Source organism: Enterobacter sp. GD03975, assembly GCF_029838645.1.
Classification (GTDB): Bacteria; Pseudomonadota; Gammaproteobacteria; order Enterobacterales; family Enterobacteriaceae; genus Enterobacter; species Enterobacter quasihormaechei.
Genome location: NZ_JAOBZC010000001.1, coordinates 13,397 through 31,937 on the forward strand (window position 1 = coordinate 13,397; position 18,541 = coordinate 31,937).

Annotated in this window: 16 protein-coding genes; 7 read left to right on the forward strand and 9 right to left on the reverse strand. The window is 52.8% G+C overall.

Annotation, left to right across the window (positions count from 1 at the left end):
• Positions 1–18 precede the first annotated feature (18 nt).
• Positions 19–765, reverse strand: coding sequence for a bifunctional NADP-dependent 3-hydroxy acid dehydrogenase/3-hydroxypropionate dehydrogenase YdfG (gene ydfG, locus N5C09_RS00075; protein ID WP_063866818.1), 747 nt, complete (start codon positions 763–765; stop codon positions 19–21).
• 143 nt (positions 766–908) lie between these two features.
• Here ydfG and dcp point away from each other — a divergent pair, with 143 nt between their 5' ends.
• The gene (dcp, locus tag N5C09_RS00080; RefSeq protein ID WP_279748164.1) at positions 909–2,942 is read left to right on the forward strand and encodes a peptidyl-dipeptidase Dcp; all 2,034 of its coding nucleotides are present in this window, start codon (positions 909–911) and stop codon (positions 2,940–2,942) included.
• Positions 2,943–3,138: 196 nt separating this feature from the next.
• On the opposite strand, the gene N5C09_RS00085 is transcribed toward dcp, so the two are convergent.
• From N5C09_RS00085 to N5C09_RS00095, 3 genes are all read right to left on the reverse strand, one after another.
• Positions 3,139–3,810: an SOS response-associated peptidase gene (locus N5C09_RS00085; protein WP_279748165.1), complete on the reverse strand. Its 672-nt coding sequence runs from the start codon at positions 3,808–3,810 to the stop codon at positions 3,139–3,141.
• A gap of 232 nt (positions 3,811–4,042) precedes the next feature.
• Positions 4,043–4,327 (reverse strand): hypothetical protein, encoded by a 285-nt coding sequence (locus N5C09_RS00090; protein WP_279748166.1) that lies wholly within the window; start codon positions 4,325–4,327, stop codon positions 4,043–4,045.
• A 683-nt stretch (positions 4,328–5,010) separates the two neighbouring features.
• A complete protein-coding gene (locus N5C09_RS00095; protein WP_006808847.1) occupies positions 5,011–5,250 on the reverse strand; it encodes a DinI family protein in 240 nt (79 codons plus the stop codon).
• A gap of 326 nt (positions 5,251–5,576) precedes the next feature.
• On the opposite strand from N5C09_RS00095, the gene N5C09_RS00100 reads away from it, so the two are divergent.
• From N5C09_RS00100 to N5C09_RS00110, 3 genes are all read left to right on the forward strand, one after another.
• Complete coding sequence (locus tag N5C09_RS00100) at positions 5,577–5,996, forward strand: translesion error-prone DNA polymerase V autoproteolytic subunit (RefSeq protein ID WP_063866815.1); 420 nt, start codon at positions 5,577–5,579, stop codon at positions 5,994–5,996.
• A gap of 1 nt (position 5,997) precedes the next feature.
• The gene (locus N5C09_RS00105; protein WP_107535273.1) at positions 5,998–7,266 is read left to right on the forward strand and encodes a Y-family DNA polymerase; all 1,269 of its coding nucleotides are present in this window, start codon (positions 5,998–6,000) and stop codon (positions 7,264–7,266) included.
• 243 nt (positions 7,267–7,509) lie between these two features.
• A complete protein-coding gene (locus tag N5C09_RS00110; protein ID WP_279748167.1) occupies positions 7,510–8,271 on the forward strand; it encodes an OBAP family protein in 762 nt (253 codons plus the stop codon).
• A gap of 86 nt (positions 8,272–8,357) precedes the next feature.
• On the opposite strand, the gene N5C09_RS00115 is transcribed toward N5C09_RS00110, so the two are convergent.
• The 3 genes from N5C09_RS00115 to N5C09_RS00125 all read right to left on the reverse strand — a co-directional run bounded on the left by N5C09_RS00115 (position 8,358) and on the right by N5C09_RS00125 (position 13,437).
• Positions 8,358–11,666, reverse strand: a complete 3,309-nt coding sequence (locus N5C09_RS00115; RefSeq protein ID WP_279748168.1) for an autotransporter outer membrane beta-barrel domain-containing protein — start codon at positions 11,664–11,666, stop codon at positions 8,358–8,360.
• Between the two features lie 320 nt (positions 11,667–11,986).
• Positions 11,987–12,952, reverse strand: a complete 966-nt coding sequence (locus N5C09_RS00120) for a magnesium and cobalt transport protein CorA (protein WP_063866812.1) — start codon at positions 12,950–12,952, stop codon at positions 11,987–11,989.
• A 74-nt stretch (positions 12,953–13,026) separates the two neighbouring features.
• Positions 13,027–13,437, reverse strand: a complete 411-nt coding sequence (locus N5C09_RS00125) for a GNAT family N-acetyltransferase (RefSeq protein WP_279748169.1) — start codon at positions 13,435–13,437, stop codon at positions 13,027–13,029.
• Between the two features lie 379 nt (positions 13,438–13,816).
• Here N5C09_RS00125 and N5C09_RS00130 point away from each other — a divergent pair, with 379 nt between their 5' ends.
• Together N5C09_RS00130 and N5C09_RS00135 are read left to right on the forward strand one after the other, a co-directional pair.
• Positions 13,817–14,182 carry a hypothetical protein gene (locus N5C09_RS00130; RefSeq protein WP_204642171.1) on the forward strand — a complete coding sequence of 122 codons (366 nt, stop codon included), beginning with the start codon at positions 13,817–13,819 and terminating at the stop codon, positions 14,180–14,182.
• 10 nt (positions 14,183–14,192) lie between these two features.
• Positions 14,193–16,289, forward strand: a complete 2,097-nt coding sequence (locus N5C09_RS00135) for a pyrroloquinoline quinone-dependent dehydrogenase (protein WP_279748170.1) — start codon at positions 14,193–14,195, stop codon at positions 16,287–16,289.
• A 78-nt stretch (positions 16,290–16,367) separates the two neighbouring features.
• Here the strand turns inward: N5C09_RS00135 and N5C09_RS00140 are convergent, their stop codons facing one another.
• Positions 16,368–16,958: a DUF4142 domain-containing protein gene (locus N5C09_RS00140; RefSeq protein ID WP_063451438.1), complete on the reverse strand. Its 591-nt coding sequence runs from the start codon at positions 16,956–16,958 to the stop codon at positions 16,368–16,370.
• 251 nt (positions 16,959–17,209) lie between these two features.
• Between N5C09_RS00140 and N5C09_RS00145 the strand changes: the two genes are divergently transcribed.
• Complete coding sequence (locus N5C09_RS00145) at positions 17,210–17,488, forward strand: DUF1471 domain-containing protein (protein ID WP_063451437.1); 279 nt, start codon at positions 17,210–17,212, stop codon at positions 17,486–17,488.
• Positions 17,489–17,547: 59 nt separating this feature from the next.
• Here the strand turns inward: N5C09_RS00145 and N5C09_RS00150 are convergent, their stop codons facing one another.
• Positions 17,548–18,384: an alpha/beta hydrolase gene (locus tag N5C09_RS00150; RefSeq protein ID WP_047050820.1), complete on the reverse strand. Its 837-nt coding sequence runs from the start codon at positions 18,382–18,384 to the stop codon at positions 17,548–17,550.
• Between the last annotated feature and the right edge of the window lie 157 nt (positions 18,385–18,541).

Here is an 18,541-nt window from a genome sequence, read left to right on the forward strand (position 1 = left end):
CAGGCCGGGAAGGGTGAATTACCCGCGATGCACGCTGAGTCCGGCATAGGTCTGGCTGACGGGCATCATCTCAACAGTATTGATGTTGACATGCTTCGGCAGCGTCGCGACCCACCAGACGGTTTCGGTGATATCTTCCGGCGTCAGCGCATTTGCATTTTCATAGGTTTTATCCGCTTTCGCGTCGTCACCCTTGAAGCGCACGTTGGAGAATTCCGTTCCGCCTACCAGGCCCGGCTCAACGTCGGTCACGCGGATGGCGGTACCGTGCAGGTCGGTGCGCAGGTTCAGGCTGAACTGGCGTACAAAGGCCTTGGTTGCGCCATAGACGTTGCCGCCCGCGTAAGGCCAGCTGCCTGCGGTGGAACCGATATTAATGATATGACCACGATTACGTTCAACCATGCCCGGCAGCACGGCGCGGGTCATGTACACCAGGCCTTTGTTGTTGGTGTCGATCATGTTCTCCCAGTCTTCCACGCTGGCTTTGTGGGCAGGCTCCATGCCCAGCGCCAGGCCGGCGTTATTGACCAGCACGTCGATGTCACGCCATTCGGCAGGCAGGTTTGCAATCATCTCTTCAATGGCGGCACGGTTGCGCACGTCCAGCTGCGCGGTCAGGATGCTGTCGCCCAGATCGTCTTTCAGCTCCTGCAAACGCTCCTGACGACGGCCCGTTGCAATCACCTTGTGTCCGTTGGCGACGAAGCGACGCGTGATGCTTTCACCAAAACCTGCCGTCGCCCCGGTAACTAAAATAATCATCTCACTGTTCCTCAACGCTTTTTGTGTTGTACTACCATAGCACGCTCTCGGGCGGGTCGTTAAGGCAACATTTGTATGACGTCATTGCAGGCCGGGGCAGGCTGGCCTACTCTGGTGAGAAATACCGTGCTCAGGAGTAAACGATGTCGGTCAACAACCCTTTCTTTGACGTGAGCCTGCTGCCTTATCAGGCCCCGCGTTTTGATGTGATAGAAGACAGCCACTATCGCCCGGCGTTTGATGAAGCAATGCGCCTCAAGCGTGCTGACATTGACGCGATTATCGCGCAGCGCGCCGCGCCGGATTTCGATAACACCGTGCTGGCGCTGGAAAAGAGCGGGGCCATGCTGTCGCGCGTTAGCAGCGTGTTCTTCGCCATGGCGTCCGCACACACCAACGATGATCTCCAGGCGCTGGACGAGCAGTTCTCTACCGAACTGGCCGGGCTGGCGAACGATATCTGGCTAAACGATACGCTTTTCGCCCGCGTGGAAGCCGTCTGGCAGGATCGCGACACGCTGGATGCTGAATCCCGTCGGCTGACAGAGGAGACGTATCAGCACTTTGTTCTGGCGGGTGCGCGACTGAACGCCGATGAAAAAGCCGAGCTGAAAGCCCTGAATACCGAAGCCGCCACCCTGACCAGCCAGTTCAACCAGCGCCTGCTGGCTGCAAACAAGGCGGGCGGGCTGGTGGTGGACGATGTTCAACATCTTGACGGGCTCAGCGCGGAGGAGAGAGACGCCGCCGCTCACGCTGCCGCAGAAAAAGGGCTGACGGATCGCTGGCTGATCCCGCTTTTGAATACCACGCAACAGCCCGCGCTGGCAGCACTCACGCAGCGCGAGACGCGGAAAAAGCTGTTTAATGCGGGCTGGGAACGCACTCAGAAAGGCGACGAAAATGATACGCGCGACCTGATCCGTCGGCTTACCGCATTACGGGCAAGGCAGGCGCAGCTGCTCGGGTTTGAAAACTATGCCAGCTGGAGCATTGCCGACCAGATGGCGAAAACGCCGGATGCCGCGCTCGAATTCATGCGCGGGATAGTTCCTGCGGCGCGCAGCAGGGCCGCGCTGGAGCAGGCAGATATTCAGAAGGTTATTGACGACGAGCAGGGCGGTTTTTCGGTGCAGGCCTGGGACTGGGCGTTTTATGCCGAACGCGTGCGCTCAGCGAAATATGCGCTGGACGAATCGCAGATTAAACCCTATTTCGCGCTTAATACCGTGCTGGAGGATGGCGTATTCTGGACCGCCACGCAGCTGTTCGGCATTCGCTTTGTCGAGCGTTTCGATATCCCGGTCTATCACCCGGACGTGCGCGTGTGGGAGATTTTCGATCATACGGGTGAAGGCATGGCGCTGTTCTACGGCGACTTCTTCGCGCGTGATTCCAAAGCCGGCGGCGCGTGGATGGGAAATTTCGTTGAGCAATCTTACGAGTTTGCCGCGCGTCCGGTGATTTACAACGTCTGCAACTACCAAAAACCGGCTAACGGGCAGACCGCGCTGATCTCCTGGGACGATGTGATTACCCTGTTCCACGAGTTTGGCCACACGCTGCATGGCCTGTTTGCCAGCCAGCGCTATGCCACGCTTTCTGGCACCAACACGCCGCGTGATTTTGTTGAATTCCCGTCGCAAATCAATGAACACTGGGCCAGCCATCCGCAGGTGTTTGCACACTTTGCCCGTCACTACCAAACCGGCGAGCCGATGCCGGATGCGCTGCGGGAAAAAATGCTCAATGCGACCCAGTTTAACAAGGGTTATGACATGACGGAGCTGCTGAGCGCCGCGCTGCTGGATATGAACTGGCACGGCATTCAGGCGCCGGTTGAGGACGTGGAAGCCTTTGAAGCCGCCGCGTTGAAAAAAGAGGGGCTGGATCTTTCAGCCGTACCGCCGCGCTACCGCAGCAGCTATTTCGCCCATATCTTCGGCGGCGGCTACGCGGCGGGGTATTACGCCTACCTGTGGACGCAGATGCTGGCGGACGATGGCTATCAGTGGTTTGTCGAGCAGGGCGGTTTGACGCGCGAAAACGGACAGACATTCCGCGAGGCGATTTTGTCGCGCGGCAATAGTACTGATTTAGCTGAACTTTACCGGAACTGGCGTGGGCACGATCCGAAGATTGAACCGATGCTGGATAACCGGGGGTTGAGTGCTTAAGGGCTCCCCCTTTGCGCTATTGTCAAAATAAAATATCCACCGTGAATTATTTTGAGCGGAATAATTCAGGCAAGAAGAAGGTAAAGCCTCTTAAAGACGGCATACAAAAATGTGTAACTAAGGTGTACAGCATGACTCCAGTGGGGGGTAAGCAGCCAGATGGAAGCGTAAAACTCTGGTAATATCTCTCAGGATATCACTGAACATTCTCAATCAATTCAGCACCCTGATTTTTGGGATTACCAATGGCACGCGACACTGCGTGCCATATAAACTTGTCTGCGGACACAGATCCGTCGGCAATGATCTCCTCAGCTTCTTTCCCGCCTACGTCCTGGCGCATCCATTCCCTTGCAGCTTCTGGCGACAGAACCAGCGGCCGCCGATCGTGTATATCAACCAGTCCTTTATCCGCAGCAGACGTCACTATGAGAAAGCCCTCTGCTTCGTCACCACGTTCAAATGGCGTGCTGCCGATCGCCGCCATGAATATCGGCTGCCCGTCGGCCCGGTGAATGAAATAGGGCTGTTTCTTGTCACCTTCCTTCTTCCATTCGAACCAACCATCGGCAAAACAGATCGCCCGTCCATGCTGCCACAGAGGTTTAAACATTCTGCTGGTGGCTGCGGTTTCTACCCGTGCGTTAATCAGTGGTGCTTTATCCCACCATCCAGGTGCGTAGCCCCAGAACACCGGATCGAGGTGCAGTTGTTCGTCGCGTTCGCTTAACAGCAGCACTTTGGTACCGGGCGCCACGTTGTAACGTCCAATCGGTTCCGGGTCATATGCGATGTCGCGATCGGCTTCGTCGGCAAGGTAGGCCAGGTATTCTTCACGAGTTTGGGCTTGTGCAAAACGTCCACACATAGAAATCTCCAGTCAGTCAGACTGAAAGTATAGGGCATGGATAAAAGAAGGATTCAGGTAGTACAATATATTTATTAAAACCCTACCGGACAGACACAGAATTTTTTTAGGTAAGCTGTCTTCCTCTGCCATTTAATTAGCAAGCAAAGAAAAGGTATGGGCAACGCCAGTGCGTACCCATACCAAATCACATTACCCCGGGCGCAATCACATAATATAGCCTAATTAACAATTATGGTGTGATAACGATATCCGGAGTATTGATGATGACAGAGGGACGATCGTCATAGCGATCGTGATCGGAATAGCCTTTACATTTACGTTCTTCCTTGTATTCGCCATTACCTTCCCATTTCCTTTCGACCTTACAACGACCGTCCCGATATACGGTTTTATGATCTTCTCCATGGTAATCATACCTGCGACCATTACCTGATTCGTCTTTCCACGGATCGGCGTATACGGATGAACTTGCTACGAGAAGAGTCGCAAGGGTAGCGAGCAGGGCACTTTTCATTGTTTCACCATAGATACAGATACAGATACAGATACAGATACAGGTACAGGTACAGAGGCAGAGTCAGCGAGTAATAAACCAGCTATATCGATACGGAAAGTCTCGGCAATAAATGGCTCAGGTGCTATTGGGTATGCTCTGAATTTCTAAGATGACCACCTGACAGACTTTTTGTTACCCACTCGCGCAGCGTGACTTGTTGCAATGAAGTATTGACTGTGGAAATGATTTCGGCATAATTTTATTCTTATAATGAATATTCTATACTAGGGGGCATTACAGGCAACTGCTCTCTGCGGGTATGCACGTGTCTTTGCTGAATGGGGCAAAGTCGCCGGGAGACACTGCATTCTGTCTGCAAAACGTGTCCCATTGGAAGGGGTTGAAGTGTTTAAGTTTAATTCATCTGTATTCGTTTTTTTCCTTCTGTCAGGTTGTAGTTCTGATCTGGTTCTCAGCTCTCCTGAACAACCTGAATATAAATCAATGCCTGAAATAACCCAGTCTGTGACGCCATCACAACAGCGTGCCATTATGTCTGGAGAAAGGCCTGACTGGTCAGAAAGGGCGACAGTCAACACAATGAAGCGATATTAATAAATACCTGCCCTGCGTTTATTGTGCGTCAATGACAGGGAAACCTGGCCATATGCCATAGCGGTTTCCCTGTCGCTAAACGCTGGTTACTCTTGCGTCAGCCACATGTCCGACTCTTCAAACATCTCCTCAAGCATACGGTTCAGCTTTTCCCGGTCGCTTTTGCTGGCATCGCTATTCAGGCCGTTCGCCTGCATCGGCTTAACCGTCACGCTGGCATCAGGAAAAATCCGGTGCACACGTTTTGTCAGTTCAGCCAGAATTATCTCCCTGGCTCCCTCCAGCCCCTGTACGTTTCGCTTGTCATAAACCAGTTCAACAAACATTATTTTTTCCCTATGAATATTAATTGTGCGATTCTGTCTGCACGTAAAAATACTACTGTATATGGGTACAGTCAAACGGCATTCTGGCTAAAGAAATGCCATGCCGCTCTTCATTTTGTCTGTGTTGGTGACATTCTATTCATTTAGCGTTTAAAACGAGCAGTCGAAGCGTTTAATCGTAAAATTTACAAAAACTATAATTTGAAGCCAGAGAGAAACTTACAAACGAAACGGTGAAGGTTTAAACAGTCGCTACGGTTCAGCTGGCTTGCGCGTGCTTCAAAACAAAACTACTGTATATAAAAACAGTAGTAGAGGTATGCGTAATGGAATTTATCAGACCTACAGAACTGCGTGAGATTGTCGCGCTTCCGCTTTTCAGCGATTTAGTTCAGTGCGGATTCCCAAGCCCGGCTGCCGACTATGTGGAGCAGCGCATTGATCTTAATGAACTTCTGGTTGCCCACCCCAGCTCGACGTATTTCGTTAAAGCCGCGGGTGATTCGATGATTGAAGGGGGAATAAGCGACGGCGATTTGCTGGTGGTCGATAGTTCCCGAACGGCCGAGCACGGAGATATTGTCATCGCCGCGGTAGAAGGGGAATTTACCGTTAAGCGCCTGCAACTGCGGCCTCATGTTCAACTCAATCCGATGAACAGCGCTTATTCGCCGATTATCGTTGGCAGTGAAGACACGCTGGACGTCTTCGGCGTGGTCACTTTTATTGTTAAATCGGCCAGCTGATATGTTTGCGCTCTGTGATGTGAATTCATTCTATGCATCATGCGAGACGGTATTCAGGCCAGATTTGAGAGGCCGACCGGTGGTTGTCCTCTCAAATAACGACGGTTGCGTGATAGCGCGCAGCGCAGAGGCCAAAGCCGCTGGCGTTACCATGGGGGCGCCATACTTTAAGCAGAAAGACCTGTTCCGGCGCGCCGGCGTGGTTTGCTTCAGCAGTAACTATGAACTTTACGCTGACATGTCCAGCCGGGTTATGACCACGCTGGAAGAAATAAGCCCGCGCGTCGAAATATATTCCATTGACGAAGCCTTTTGTGACCTCACCGGGGTTCGAAACTGCCGGGACCTGACTGATTTTGGCAAGGAGATCCGCGAAACGGTTTTGAAGCGTACGCACCTGAGGATCGGCGTGGGTATAGCCCAGACGAAGACGCTGGCGAAGCTGGCAAATCACGCGGCGAAGAAATGGCAGCAGCAGACGGGTGGGGTAGTTGACTTATCCAATATCGACCGCCAGCGCCGGCTGTTGGCTATCGTGCCTGTAGAGGACGTGTGGGGCGTGGGCAGGCGCATCAGCAAGAAGCTCAACGCGATGGGCATCAAAACGGCGCTGGATCTCTCAGAGCAGAGCACATGGATTATCCGCAAGCACTTCAATGTGGTGCTGGAGCGAACGGTCCGGGAACTGCGCGGCGAGCCGTGCCTCGACCTGGAAGAGTTTGCACCGGCAAAGCAGGAGATCGTCTGTAGCCGGTCATTCGGTGAACGCGTGTCAGAATATGAGCAGGTGCGTCAGGCTATATGCAGCTATGCGGCCCGTGGCGCTGAGAAGTTACGCGGCGAGCACCAGTATTGCCGCTTTATCTCGGCGTTCGTAAAGACCTCTCCATTCGCGCTGAACGAACCCTATTACGGCAACAGTGCCTCAATGACGCTTCTCACGCCCACTCAGGACTCCCGCGACATTATCAACGCTGCGGTAAAGTGCCTCGATAAAATCTGGAAGGAGGGGCACCGCTACCAGAAAGCCGGCATTATGCTCGGAGACTTCTTCAGCCAGGGGGTTGCCCAGCTCAATTTGTTTGACAACAGCGCACCGCGTGCCGGAAGTGAAAAGTTGATGGAAGTGCTGGATCGTCTGAACGCGAAAGATGGAAAGGGAACGCTTTACTTTGCCGGGCAGGGTATACAGCAGCAATGGCAGATGAAGCGTGAAATGCTTTCGCCGCGGTACACGACCCGCTATTCAGATTTACTGAGGATTCGATGAATGTTAACGGCTGTTTTGTGCCAATAACAGGACATTCACAACAGAACTCCGTTGATGCATTCCTGAACAGATGACGCATGATGTTTATTTTCGTAGGGTCACTGACAGCTCTACATTATTTATTTCAGAAAATCAGTTTAAACGGAAGGTACGCCAGTTTGCCCGATGGTTTAATAAAAATTCGCCTGGCGTGTCTGCGCTAATGTACTACTTTCAGTAAAGTGACTTTTACAGGGAGGGTCAATGAAACCATTATCGCTTTTATTATTGTCGAGCCTGACTTTAGTGGGTTGCGGCGCGAACAACACCCCTTCAAATACGCCTGTTCCGGGTGTAAAAACCTCCGTCGGGACGAGCTCGCTTGAAGCCGGTGCGCAGCTTATCCAGTCCCGTCCGCCCATTGATGCAATTAGTACCTACCTGGACGGTTTCCATTTTTATAGCGGGGATAAAAATGGCCAGATGGAAGCCCATCATTATGTAACCGTCTTGAATGAAGACGTGATGCAGGCGGTGATCTACGACGGAAACACCAAAGATGCCCGTTTAATGGGCGTTGAGTACATCATTAGTGAGCGTTTGTTTAACACACTGCCGCCGGAAGAAAAAAAATTGTGGCACAGCCATCAATATGAAGTGAAATCCGGCAGTCTGATTGCTCCCGGTTTACCGGCAGTGGCTGACAAAGCATTGATGAGCAAAATTGTGAATACCTACGGGAAGACCTGGCATACCTGGCACACCGACCGCGATAAAAAGCTGCCGCTCGGCATTCCGGCTCTGATGATGGGCTTTACCGGGGAAGGGCAGTTAGACCCCAAACTCCTGGCGGACAGAGATCGGCGCTTTGACGTAAGCACGCAAGCCATCAAACAAGAACGTAAGGATATTGTGGCGCACCCCGTTGCTAAGGGAGCTGATGCCTGGCAACGTGGTGAAGAGATCCAGCTTAAGCGGGTTGAAGGCTCAGGTGAGCATGGTCAGGGAGACACAAGCCATTTCTGATATCAAAAACCTTCAAAAATACCCCGGCAACGCCGGGGATACGGTGAGTTAAATTACCAGCCCTGTTATTTTCTCGTCCTCAGACATCAGAAACGCCAGGTGGCTGAAAGATTACCTGCGATCGAGTCATAGCCAGAACGAAACATTTCGCTTTCAACCCCAATGCCCAATTCGACATCAGCGTTGATTTTATAGCTCATACCTGCCTTAACGCCCAGAGCGTCACGGCCAGTCACCTGATTCCTGGAACTAAACCCTGTGCTTCGATAGTTGGCGAAAGAGGCGTGTTGCACTACGTTGCCATCAAGCAGTTCATGATCCCAGGTAAGCTGCAACTCAGCTGCTATCGACGCCCCTGAAGCGAGGGGGACATTCCAGTTACTATTCACCCCGATACTTGATCTCAGAGAATCGAAGGTCTGCGAACCCAGCATCAGTCGGCTGCCGTCATTGCCGCTTTCCTTCACGCCGGGACGATGTAATGTGGTGTAATTCAATGAAGTTACCGGTCCGGCGTTCACATTATTATTCAGCGCCCATCGATAGCCCCCGCCGGCCGAAACAGAGCCTGACAATCCGGTCCAGGTGGCATGGTGGCTTGCTCCGTAAGTTTCAACATGAATGTTTCTGTCCAGCCAGCTGTCTTCAATACCCAATCGGCCAGTGCCGAATAAATACATTCCTTCGGACCTTTCAGCGCCATAACGAGCATGAATACCCAGATCGAAAGCAGTGGTTTTTCCGGTTGCGGTTTCTGGTGATTTCACCGTCACCGACTGGCCGCTGACCGCACCATGGAAGCCATAAATCCAGTTGTGATTCTGATCGTTTTGTTTTTCAGCACCGAATACAATGCCATAACTGCTGGCGTCATACCCTACACTGTCACCCTGACGCTGTTGCCAGAAGCCGCCGCCAAAGGGGATAGCAAAGCTGCGCCATTCGCCTGCCGCCAGTTGTTTCGGCATAGTCACAGGATTCGGCCCGCCAACGATCCGCGCTATCTGTTGTTCACGGTGAAGGGAACTTGCGAACATGGCGCTGTAGGCGCCCGCAGAAAGCTGCGGCAAGGCATTGCTGATACTCCTGCCATCAGTGGCGGAGAAATCCAGAGTACGGTACAGCGGTTGAATATCCGACTTAGCTTCTGCCACAATTTTATCCAGCGCTTGCCCTACCTGCCGCGCATTAGCGTCCTGCGCATACCGGCTGTATGCGTTTGAAGCGCGCAGCATTGAGAGCTGCCAGCCATTCTTTCCCTGAGGCGTGGTTTGCAGCGTTAGCGTGGGTGAGCGGAGCATGCTGTTCACGGCACTGAAATTGCCGCCGGAAGAGTCTGTTTTTAGCAAATCTTGCGTATTCAGACGCCAGTTTGTGGCGTACCAGTCCGGCTGCGGCGCAAACGTCAGTTGACCGTCAAATTGTGCGTGACCTTTCACTCGCAGAGTATCATGTCTGCCGCGACCGTCGACTTCCAACAACAACTGTCCGGTATCACCCTGTTGATAAGCACCGGATAGAGTGATTTGCCCAAGGGAATTACCCGGCGCAAGGATCCCGTTATTTACAAAGCGGCCTTCCTCATTAAGCGTGTAGCTGGCGTTGCCGGACAGGCTGGCACCTGGCGCGATAGTCATGCTGTAAATCTGAAAATCGCCATTAAGCGAGGTTTTCCCTCCGTGCGCGTCCAGTGCCAGATTATTGATACCTTCAATGTTTCCGCGGTAAGTAAAGCTGAAATCAGCATCAGCAGCTTCCGTCGCTTGGCCATACGCATTGGCCTTCCGACCGAAGGTAAGCTGTGTTAACCGCTGTTGGCCATCGTCATCCCGCTGGGCGTAGTCCGAATAAATATCACCTTCCAGCCGGGCACCCGTTAATATATTTATATTACCGACCAGCGCGTTCGGTGAAATATAAATCGCCGCGCCTTTACCGGAAACCCGTCCGCTGATGTCGGCATTATCTACCAGCGCTCCCTGCAACTCGGGTAATAACGCATCGTAATAGCCGTCCACGATATGAAGCCAGGATCCACGATAATCCACGTCGTTACCCAGGAGGTTATTGCCAAAATCAAAACTGATAGCGACGCCACGGGCTCCCAGTGCCTGGACGTCGCCACGTTGAATAAGGTTGTGCTGTTTACCGTAGGCAAACATCACCCCACGGCCATTTTCGCCATCGGCATATACCCGTACTCCGGGTTCAATGCTCAGGGTGTTATTTTGCCCATCTATACGGATGCCCGCGCCGCCATTCCCTGATGTCATCAGGTCCGCTTGTTGAAAGATATGGTTATTACTGCCATACACATGCAGGCCAACCCCCAGATTAGCGGTATTATATTGCCCCGCCAGATAGCCATCCGCCTGCTGATTACGCAGAAAATAACCATTGCGGTTAATGAGAGTTTGCCCGTTGCCATACAGCGAAAAACCGAAAAAGTTACGACGGTCAATCTGATATCCCATATCTTGCAGCAATGCCAGTTCCGCTTCCATAAACGTTGTGTAATTGCGGTAGTTCTGATGGCTCATCATGCTGTTTTTCAGCTCGATATGGCTCATGTAGTTATCATCGACGGAACCGTCGTCTGCTAACATTTTCACCGGTACGCCAGGCATGGCGCCTGCAAGTACTTCATCCACGTGCCTGCCGGTGAAATAGCCTTTATCGCGCCGTACATCAAAGCCTTGTGGATCCCAGGTGTTATTGCATCCATTACACAATATTACCTGCCCTGGTCGGGCAGGATTGCCACGGTCATCACGCAGATGGCTGGTCCAGGAGCCAAAAGGCACGGTATCAAAAGCGGGCGTGAATGTCCCACTGCCTCGCAGATCGGTAACCATATTGGATATTCCCAGGCCATGGGCCAGCTCATGGACAGCGACGCTGACCAGATCGGCCTTTCCAGTGCGCGGCAGCTGCGCAGGCACATAGGGAACGTTATCAAAATCCAGTTTGCCCATGATGAACTGGGCATGGGAGCCAAAGGTCAGCTCTCCGGTATCAATGCCGTTCAATGCTCCCTGCAACTGCGTCAGACTCATGATGCCGTCGGTAACTGAATCGCTGGAACCTGCGGCATTCTCATCGTTAAACGTCCCCACATTGATAATGGCGGGCAGTTGCCCTGGGCTGGGGGTAATAACCTCAGCCCAGTAACGCATGGCATCAAGTATTTTTTCTTTTTGCTGCTGGCCAAGATCCCAGGTTGACTCAGACGCATTCGGCCAGTCCGGCATAAAGGGGCCGTCGCCAACATTAAAGAAACGCACTTCAAATACCGCAATATTGTGTGGGTTATAGACCAGATAGCTTTCGCCTGCATACAGATTATTACTGACAAATAAACCCGTTAATGCAGCCGTCATAAAAACCCTTTTCATATTAATCATCCTTGTCTAAAAAAGTATTGCTTACGTTCCTCAATATAAATTCACACCTGAGTTCAATAAAGCATAAACGAATATAATAATTATCGATGTGGCTTGATAATTTATAATAACGAGTGACCTTGCCCTGTAATAGCCTCGTTTTTCAGGATTTTATAAACGGTGGGGCGGGCGATACCGGATCTCAATGAACAGGAATGTACCGACATATGCAGGGGAATTAACGGATAGGGTCTGGTGCCGTGGTATAATCGACATAAGCGTGAGGCTTTACGTTACTCCACGGCACCAAAAACGATCGGACCGCTTATCAATTAAAGCCAGCGAGAGCGTTTAAGTCGTAGCCACAGTAATACACAGGCGCCCAGCGTGACAGCGATCGTAGCCGGATAGCCATAGAGCGTCTTCAGTTCCGGCATATTGTCGAAGTTCATACCATACATGCTGAAGACTACCGTCGGGATCACGAGTATGGCCCCCCAGCCGGCCAGTTTCTTCACAACTTCGTTTTGCTGCACTGAAACCAGTGCCAGGTTAACGTGCATCGCGCTGCTAAGCAGTTCACGCATGTCATTTACATCCGTGACTACATGGCTTGCGTGATCCTGAATATCTCTGAAATACGCCCTGAGGGGTTTTGGAATAAGTTCTTCATGTATGCGGATAAGCTCGGTACAGATTTCTTCTACTGGCTGAGCGGCGTTGCGAAGCCCGAGCAGATTACGGCGGAGGGAATACACGTCCTGAATAGCTTCACGGTCAAATTCACTGTGAAAAAGTGTCGCTTCTATATCACCAATTTTTGTATTGAGGCGCGCAGTCAGCTCTGCATAACTGTCAACAATGAAATCCAGAATACAGTAAAGCGGATACGCCGGACCGTACGAAAGCATGTCCGGGGCTTCAGCAGCACGGGCGCGTATAGGCGCATAGCTCTCTGAAGCACCGTGGCGCACCGTAATAAGAAAGTTGCGCCCCACAAATAAATGCGTTTCGCCAAACTCAATGTTGTCACCCTGTCCACTGACGGTCTTTACAACGATAAATGCCGAGCTGCCATAACGCTCTATCTTAGGCCGCTGATGTGCGTTAAGCGCATCCTCAACGGCCAGATCGTGCAGACCGAACTCCTCCTGGACTTTATACATAAACGCCGGTTCAGGCTGCCAAAGCCCCAGCCAGATAAACGCATCGGTATCCTGGATGATTTCGCTGATATCCTCGATATCCACGGTTTCGGCGGGGCGGCCTGAACGGTAGACCATACAGTTAACAATCATTTTTTTGGCTATCCCCTAAGCATGTTTCTAAGAAGCTTAACCCTTTCCGTTAAATTTCCAAATGGGGATGACTTCTAGTGTCCCCAAATCAGAGCCATGCCTTCGCTTTCAGGCCGTACGTTCTTAAAACCGAACTTTTCATATAGCGCGGGAACATCGGCTATCAGGGTAATATAGGCACCGGCGGGCACATGCTGTTCAAACCATAACATTAAATTTTGCATGATTTCTCGTCCCAAACCTTTTCTCTGATGCTCCGGGTCAACAGCAATATCAACGATCTCGAAGTTCAGGGCACCATCGCCAACAATACGCCCCATCCCTACAGCATTTCCGGCACACACAATGTGTACTCCATAACAGCTTGCAGGAAGTGCGCGTTTTGCCAATTCAAGTGGTCGGGGAGTCAATCCGGCGATGATGCGTAAACGGCAAAAATCTTCTGGAAGAGGTACTGTTTCAATTACTTCATAGTTTGATTGCATAATTTAACCTAAGCAGTAGCAGGGATAATTGAAATTAACACAAGTCATGCCTTAATAAAGTCTGCCAACCGGAATAATGACAACATATCGCGACTTATGCTCCGCTTCTCGCTCATAGCGGACCTTCAGCATGAGCCTGTCCACTTTGTGCCAGCCGCGGAAAACACCCTGCAAATACTCAGAAGGCCATGTTCACGCGTCGGATAAACGTCCCTTAAAAAAATCCTCTTCTATACTCAGTAACGTTTAGTGAAATATGCCGCCGTTCTTCACGCCGCGTTGTTTTAATAGCGATTGCACGCGCGAACAGCAGGGGCATATATCCACGAAAACGCCTTACGTTGGTCCATTTGGCATTTTTTAGAGGGGGATCCCTGGTATGTTGCATTCTCAATCTTCGCGCGTAGGCAGTATTTTGCTGCTGCTGGCCGCGATAATAGGCTTCGCGGTGGCGCTATACGCCTGGTGGACGCCGCTCACGGGCGTCACAGGCACCATTGGCGCACTGGGCGTGGCCATCGCCAGCGCGGTGCTGGCGATACTGACCTTTATGTTACGTGCGGCATCGGGGCGCGGGGCGCGTGTTTTCCTGATGATTATCACCCTGGTCGTGTTAGTGGGTATTGGTTTTGCCGCCGCGCTGCTGCACCAGTACATCATAACGGCAGCCATGGTGGTCGGCCTGATCGGTCTGATTATGCTGAGCAGCAATTCCGCCCGTTACAAACATTCCGTCCGAACCTGAGGAGCCGCCCGTGCATAACGATAAGCATTATCCCTTCATAAAAGTCGGCATGACGGCGCTGGCGCTGCTGGTCGCTCCGTTCGCGCTTCAGGCGCAGGATAAAGCCGCTGAGGCCTCTCAGGGGACCCAGGACTCGCTTAACATTGATGCCGCCGATCAGCAGGCACCCGGGACCACAAAAACCACAGACGATGCCTCAACCGACAACGGTGGCGGGCAAAAAGTCGCCTCGGCGAACCAGCCAGCAACGCCGCTGGTGCCCGGCACCGCCACCTGGGACAGCTTCCATGGGCAGCTTAACGCGCAGAAATACAGCCCATTAACCCAGATCACGGCGGATAACGTCGGTAAATTAACGAAAGTGTGGGAGTTCCATACCGGCGACGTCTCGGATGGCAAAGGCGATACGCCGGCGACCGTATGGTCCGCAACGCCCATTTTCGCTAACGACACGCTCTATATCGGCACCCCTTTCGATCGCCTGATTGCGCTGGATCCGGGCACGGGTAAAGAGAAGTGGCACTATGACACCAAATCGTCGCGCAAGGCGCTGACCCAGCCGGTGCTCAAAAACCGCGGCGTTTCCTACTGGCAGGCAAAACAACCGGTGAACGGTCAGGCATGCCAGAAAATCGTCTATATGGGCACCGTTGACGGCAAGCTTTTTGCGCTGGACGCCGATTCAGGCAAACCGTGCAGCGACTTTGCGGACAACGGAGTCCTGGATCTGAACCAGTGGAACACCGTTAACGCCAAGTATCCGCTCTCTGTCCTGCAACCGCCAACCGTCGTCGGCAACCATCTGCTGGTAGGCTGGGCCGGGAAAGACTGGGCCTATGCCGAAGCGCCTCCTGGTACCGTATTTTCATTCAACGCCCAGACCGGCGAGCGTGAATGGACCTTTGACGCGATCCCGGAAGAGATCCGCAAGCGTACCGGTACGGCCAACGTCTGGACGCACATGTCTGCCGATGAGGCCAACGGCCTGGTCTATCTCCCGGTCTCGTCTCCGTCTCCCAACTACTGGGGCGGTAACCGCGTCGACGCTGTTCCGCTTGGCACCTCCACCACCGCGCTGGACATCAACACCGGTAAAGTGGTCTGGTCTCGCCAGTGGGTACACCACGACGTCTGGGACTACGACATCAACTCCGCGCCAACACTGATGGATATCACCGTAGACGGCAAACAGATCCCGGCGCTGGTTCAGGCCACCAAGCAGGGCTTCCTGTTTGTGGTTAACCGCCTGACGGGAGAGGACGTATGGCCTATCGAAGAGCGTCCGGTTCCGCAGGGCGATGGTTCGGTACAGGGCGAAGCGCTCTCGCCTACGCAGCCGTTCCCGACCAAGCCTGCGCCGCTGCTCGACCAGTCGAAAAAGCCGGAAATCTGGAAGCTGGCGGATATCGTCGGTGGCGGCCAGTGTTCCCGCCTGTGGGATAACCTGACCTATGAGGGAATGTACACCCCGCCGACCACCAAAGGCGAAGGCACGCTCACCTATCCCGATAGCGCCGGCGGCGTGCAGTGGGGCGGGGTGGCGTTCGATCCGCAAAAACAGATCGCCATCGTCAATACTTCGCATATCGTCCAGTACGTGAAGCTTTACAGCCGTGAAGATTACGATAACGCGGACAAAGACTCCGGCAACGAAAGCGGTTTTGCCCCACAGGAAGGCGCCCCGTACGGCATGCGTCTGCTGGTGGCGAGCAACTGGCTGGGCATGCCGTGCTGGAAGCCGCCGTTTGGCGAAATCGTGGCGCTGGATATGCACACGGGCGATGTGAAATGGCGTCGTCCGGTTGGCGCCTCCCAGCAGTATGGCTTCTTCATGCCGGAAAGCTGGGGTTCGCCTACCATTGGTGGTCCGGCCGTGACGGCGGGCGGCGTGATCTTCATCGGTGCCTCTATGGATGCCAAAGTGCGCGCCTACTCAGTGGAAACCGGTGAAGAGCTGTGGTCCGATCAGGCAGAAGCCCCGGCGGTAGCGAACCCGTCCGTCTATGAATATAAAGGCCGCCAGTACGTGGCCTTCGTGGCGGGCGGAAACACGATCCTGAAGGACCAGGTAGGAGACCAGGTAGTGGTTTACGCGCTGCCTGAATAGTGTTGCCCGGGAAGGGAGAAATAAGCGTGGGGCCTGCGGGCCCCACGTTATTTTGCCTCTGCCGTTTTACCGGCGCGCTTATTTATCGGCTGATGCCCCGGCGCGCGTGGACATCTGCTCGGCAGACTTCAGGTGCTGCTCAACGACCGGAGTGTGCTCGTTGGCCAGGGCCTTCACATCCGGATCGCTGATTTTACTGGCGTCGCTCTGTAGCTTCGACAGCACGTTCTGGTGATCTTTCACACCGGCGTATTCCATATACATCTTGTCAAAGGCGTCACCGCGCTGGTTTTCCAGCCTCGACGTCAGGGCCTTATGCGCGGCGTCGGGCTCGGTCGGCAGCTCTACGCCCTTTTTCTGGGCCACGGCCTGGACTTTGGTCAGGGCGGCGCCGTGATCGTCGACCATTTTCTGGGCGAATGTTTTCACGTCGCTGGTTTGAGCCTTGTCGAGGGCGAGCCTGGCGGCGGCAACTTCGTTGATATTTGCCTGCGCCATGTCCTTCAACGCATTTTCGTCGTCGGCGCTGAGTTTGGCGTCTGATTGAGCCTGGCCCGCAGCGCTAGTCTGCGCGGCGCCTGTCGTCTGAGCGTGTACGCCAACGGTGCTGAACATTGCTGCAACTGCTGATACGGCTAGCAGCCTTTTCAGGGTTTTACTTGTGTGCATATTGTTCTCCTGATGGTCATGGTACAGGTGAGTTTGAGTTGCTTTATGCGCAACCGGGCAGATAAGTGATAACTACCCCGGTCAGTATAGTAGATGAACCTGCTGCGCCCGCAGTTTACGCGTCAGCATGGCCGATAATCATGATCAATGGCGCGCCTCTTATTGCTCAATCCTTCTACAAAATTGATACGGATCATTTACATATTTGGTGCTAATGTTAAATATATAAATTCATCAACAGGAGGAATGATATGAAAAAAGCACTATTAGGGACTGTATTGGCTTTAACGGTAGCAAGCTTTGGCGCATCTGCGGCAGATATGATTTCCAAGGATGAAGCGCACCACTTCAAACTGGAATATCTGGGTAACGTATCTGTAGGGGCTTCTGGTGGACAAATTTCTTCACCTTCAGATCTTCATGAAAAACTCTCAAAACTGGCAGACGAGAAGGGCGGGAAATACTACGTCATCATTGCTGCTCGTGAGCATGGCCCGAACTTCCAGGCCGTAGCGGAAGTTTTCAAATAATCTTCACGATTAAAGAGAACCGGGCATAGCGCCCGGTTTTTTATGAATAATCAACGTCTTTATGAGCGGATAAATGCCAGAATATCGGCGTTTATGGTATCGGCATGCGTGGTATGCATCCCGTGCGGGAAGCCTGGATAAATTTTAAGTTCGCTGTTCGCAAGCAGCTTGTCCTGTAGAAGGGCGGCATTTTTATACGGTACGACCTGATCGTCATCGCCCTGCAACACAAGGACAGGAACCGTGATGGCTTTGAGATCGTCCGTCTGGTCGGTCTCTGAAAACGCCTTAATGCCTTCATAGTGGGCTTTGGCGCTACCGATCATACCCTGACGCCACCAGTTCTGGATCGTGCCCTGCGAAACGTCTGCTCCGTCCCGGTTAAATCCATAGAACGGACCGCTGGCGACGTCGAGGTAAAACTGGGCGCGGTTAGCTGCAAGCGCCTGGCGGAAGCCGTCGAACACCTCAATGGGCGTTCCGCCGGGGTTAGCGTCTGTTTTAACCATCAGCGGTGGAACGGCGCTAACCAGTACCGCTTTGGCCACTCGCCCCTGAGGCTGACCGTACTTCGCCACGTATCTGGCGACCTGGCCTCCGCCGGTGGAGTGGCCGACGTGCACGGCATTACGCAGATCGAGGCTTTCAACCACGGCCGATGCGTCGGAGGCGTAATGATCCATATCGTGGCCTTCACTCACCTGATCGGAACGACCATGACCACGACGGTCGATGGCGATGACGCGGAAGCCTTCGGCAAGGAAAAAGAGCATCTGGTTATCCCAGTCATCGGCGCTCAGCGGCCAGCCGTGATGGAAAACAATAGGCTGCGCCTCTTTCGGACCCCAGTCTTTGTAATAAATACTGACACCATCTTTCGTTGTTACGAATGCCATATTTCAGACTCCTCTGCTAATGGCAAAAATGTGTGAAGGCTAAGTAAATAGCCCAGCATTTAAGAACGTAATAAAATTGACTTATATTAATCTTATTACCGATATATCCGCTTAAAGTGTAGAAGGGTTCCTGAAAACAGTTATAGGTTTATTTTAT

What these genes read in the sequence shown, in the direction of transcription:
- ydfG (WP_063866818.1), bottom strand. Translation starts at nt 765, where the DNA reads ATGATTATTTTAGTTACCGGGGCGACGGCAGGTTTTGGTGAAAGCATC.
- dcp (WP_279748164.1), top strand. Translation starts at nt 909, where the DNA reads ATGTCGGTCAACAACCCTTTCTTTGACGTGAGCCTGCTGCCTTATCAG.
- N5C09_RS00085 (WP_279748165.1), bottom strand. Translation starts at nt 3,810, where the DNA reads ATGTGTGGACGTTTTGCACAAGCCCAAACTCGTGAAGAATACCTGGCC.
- N5C09_RS00090 (WP_279748166.1), bottom strand. Translation starts at nt 4,327, where the DNA reads ATGAAAAGTGCCCTGCTCGCTACCCTTGCGACTCTTCTCGTAGCAAGT.
- N5C09_RS00095 (WP_006808847.1), bottom strand. Translation starts at nt 5,250, where the DNA reads ATGTTTGTTGAACTGGTTTATGACAAGCGAAACGTACAGGGGCTGGAG.
- N5C09_RS00100 (WP_063866815.1), top strand. Translation starts at nt 5,577, where the DNA reads ATGGAATTTATCAGACCTACAGAACTGCGTGAGATTGTCGCGCTTCCG.
- N5C09_RS00105 (WP_107535273.1), top strand. Translation starts at nt 5,998, where the DNA reads ATGTTTGCGCTCTGTGATGTGAATTCATTCTATGCATCATGCGAGACG.
- N5C09_RS00110 (WP_279748167.1), top strand. Translation starts at nt 7,510, where the DNA reads ATGAAACCATTATCGCTTTTATTATTGTCGAGCCTGACTTTAGTGGGT.
- N5C09_RS00115 (WP_279748168.1), bottom strand. Translation starts at nt 11,666, where the DNA reads ATGAAAAGGGTTTTTATGACGGCTGCATTAACGGGTTTATTTGTCAGT.
- N5C09_RS00120 (WP_063866812.1), bottom strand. Translation starts at nt 12,952, where the DNA reads ATGATTGTTAACTGTATGGTCTACCGTTCAGGCCGCCCCGCCGAAACC.
- N5C09_RS00125 (WP_279748169.1), bottom strand. Translation starts at nt 13,437, where the DNA reads ATGCAATCAAACTATGAAGTAATTGAAACAGTACCTCTTCCAGAAGAT.
- N5C09_RS00130 (WP_204642171.1), top strand. Translation starts at nt 13,817, where the DNA reads ATGTTGCATTCTCAATCTTCGCGCGTAGGCAGTATTTTGCTGCTGCTG.
- N5C09_RS00140 (WP_063451438.1), bottom strand. Translation starts at nt 16,958, where the DNA reads ATGCACACAAGTAAAACCCTGAAAAGGCTGCTAGCCGTATCAGCAGTT.
- N5C09_RS00145 (WP_063451437.1), top strand. Translation starts at nt 17,210, where the DNA reads ATGAAAAAAGCACTATTAGGGACTGTATTGGCTTTAACGGTAGCAAGC.
- N5C09_RS00150 (WP_047050820.1), bottom strand. Translation starts at nt 18,384, where the DNA reads ATGGCATTCGTAACAACGAAAGATGGTGTCAGTATTTATTACAAAGAC.